Source organism: Paludisphaera soli (genome assembly GCF_011064595.1).
Lineage (GTDB): Bacteria > Planctomycetota > Planctomycetia > Isosphaerales > Isosphaeraceae > Paludisphaera > Paludisphaera soli.
This window is the reverse complement of the sequence record NZ_JAALJI010000090.1, coordinates 1-2,336: the sequence shown is the minus strand read 5'-3', so window position 1 is coordinate 2,336 and position 2,336 is coordinate 1. Positions and strand designations below refer to the sequence as shown.

At 66.2% G+C, this 2,336-nt stretch carries 1 protein-coding gene and 1 pseudogene; one reads left to right on the top strand and one right to left on the bottom strand.

Features of this window, described 5'->3' with window-relative positions; translation table 11 throughout:
- Window positions 1–379: 379 nt before the first annotated feature.
- Window positions 380–1,456 (top strand): acyl-CoA dehydrogenase family protein, encoded by a 1,077-nt coding sequence (locus G6O68_RS31590; protein ID WP_165253697.1) that lies wholly within the window; start codon window positions 380–382, stop codon window positions 1,454–1,456.
- A gap of 209 nt (window positions 1,457–1,665) precedes the next feature.
- On the opposite strand, the pseudogene G6O68_RS31585 reads toward G6O68_RS31590, so the two are convergent.
- Window positions 1,666–2,336, bottom strand: a pseudogene (locus tag G6O68_RS31585) (hypothetical protein); the annotation flags it as partial.

Below are 2,336 nucleotides of genomic sequence, written 5' to 3'. Positions count from 1 at the left end.
GAGGACGAATCCCGCATCCGCGAGAAACATCTGCGCGAGAACATGGCCTGGCTGAACCGCTTCGGCCTCTCGCTCCTGAAACAGGTCCCCGACCGCAAGAGCGTCGCCGCCCGAAGACGATCCTGCGGATGGAGCGACGAGTATCTTATGCAAGTCCTTGTCGGATCAAAAGGTTAGTTGGCGCTGGCCCTGGCTACCGTCACGAAGGCGGCTATTGGGTCGATGTCGTCCATGGCGCGACTATGGAAGAGCCGGGGCGATGTGTCAAGCGATTATTCGACGCGACCGCTCCCGAAATCACAGCGGGGTGCTCGAACCGACTCCCCGTGCTAGAATTCCCGGATACTGATGCCGATACGGCTGACGCCGAGGACAGCACATGCCGGACGACTCAATCATCGAACAAGCCAGGACCATCGCCTCGCAGTTCCTGGCCCCCCGGGCCGCCCAGGCCGACCAGGCGGCCGAGCCTCCGGTCGAGCAGATCAGTCGCCTTGCTGAGGCCGGGATGCTCGGCTTGACCATCCCTCCGCAATTCGGCGGCGAAGGAGCATCGCCGAACGTCGTCCGCTACTGCCTCGCCGCCATAGCCTCGGGCTGCGGGCTGACAGCCTTCGTCTACTACCAGCACATCGTCGGCTGCCGCCATCTCGCCGGTAGCTCCAACGAAGCCTTGAAGGAACGGATGCTGCCGGCCCTCGCTGCGGGAAGCCTCATCTGCTCGCTGGCCTTCTCGCACCTGCGGAGACCAGGGCCGCCGCCGCTTCGCGTTCGGACCGACGGCGACGATTGGATCTTCGACGGGACCGCCCCATGGATGACCGGCTGGGACCTCGCCGACGAGGTCCTGCTGGCCGGCGTCCTGGCCGACGGCCGGTCGGCGTGGGCGCTGGTTCCCCTTGCGGATAGCGAAGAACTGCAGGCGTCCCCGCCGGCGAGGCTCTGCGCCATGAACGCCTCGGCGACGGTCTCCCTGGAATGCCGGGCGTTGCGCGTCGAGCCGCAGCGTCACGTGAAGACGATGACGCCGGCGGAGTTGGCCTCGGACACCGTCAGGTCGAACATCTTCTTCACGGCCCTCTCGCTCGGGGCGGCACGTGGAGCCGTCGGATGGCTTCGCTCGAGCGGGGCCTCCGATCAGTTTCCAGACCTTGTGGACGCACTTGATCGGGAAATCGCGTCGGTCCATGCGGCGGTCGACCGTTGGGACGACCCCGCGACCCCGACGGACGAGCGGGGCGACGCGACTCTCCTTCGGGCCAGGTGTATCGACCTGGGCGTGCGGGCGGCGAACGCGGCCGTCGTCGTCGGCGGCGGGGCGGCGAACGGGATCGAGCACCCTGCCCAGCGGCTGTTCCGCGAGGCGATGGTCTATTCGCTCATCGCCCAGACGCGGGACCTGCGGGCGGCGACCCTCGATCTCCTGATCCTGAGAGACGAGGGCGTCTCGGCATGAGGTTGCGGGCGTAATTCCGCTCTATGAGTTCTCAGCCGAGGTCGGTTTCTCGGTCCCGTCCAGCAGGCGGTCGACCTTCGGCCAGTCGATTAGGTCGAGCACGGGAGAAGCCGCCTCGCATGGACGGCGATCGCAGCGTGACGAAGTTTCGCGACGGTGAAGAAGTCGACGAACCTAGCGGTCCATGGCGATCAAGTTGAAAAGGCCGATTAACGACCAGGTAGGCCGAAGCTAAAAATTGATCGACGACCGGCGAACCTCGAAAGGTTAGGCAAATATATGCCACCGCCTTGAAGGAGGAACCGCCCCGTCGCCGGCCGTCCCGGAGGGGTCACCGGGGTCGCCGGGCCCGCCTGGGACTGCGGCGGATAGATCGTGTGATGGATGGCGTCGAGCCGGGCCTGGAAGTCCCCGCCGTTCACGTTGTTGCCCGACGGGAAGTAGCCGTAGAACTCGCCGTCCATCGCGTTGCCGGCCACGTCCTGCACGCCCGCCAGGTTCGCCGGATCGACGGACGCGATGTTGAGCAGGTACTTCCCGCCCTGGATGCCGACCCCGCCGTTGAGCTGGATCGTCGCGATCTGCTCCCTGACGGTCGTGCCCGGGTCGACAGCGACCGACGTGACCAGGAATCGACGGAGGTTCGGGTTCATGGCCAGGAGCCGCGAGAACCGGTAGTTTTGGGCGTCCCTCACCGAGGCGAGGTCGAGTCCCGCGCCGGCGTTCGAGACGCCGCCGAAGTCCTGGAAGGTGGCGATAACCTGGCCGCGGAAGTTGTCGAACAACAGGTCGGCGACCTTCGGCCCGACGGTGTCGATGACCAGCGACGAGGCGACCGTCGTCAGGGCGCTGATCGTGTGGCCGAAGGCGTCGTAGGCCT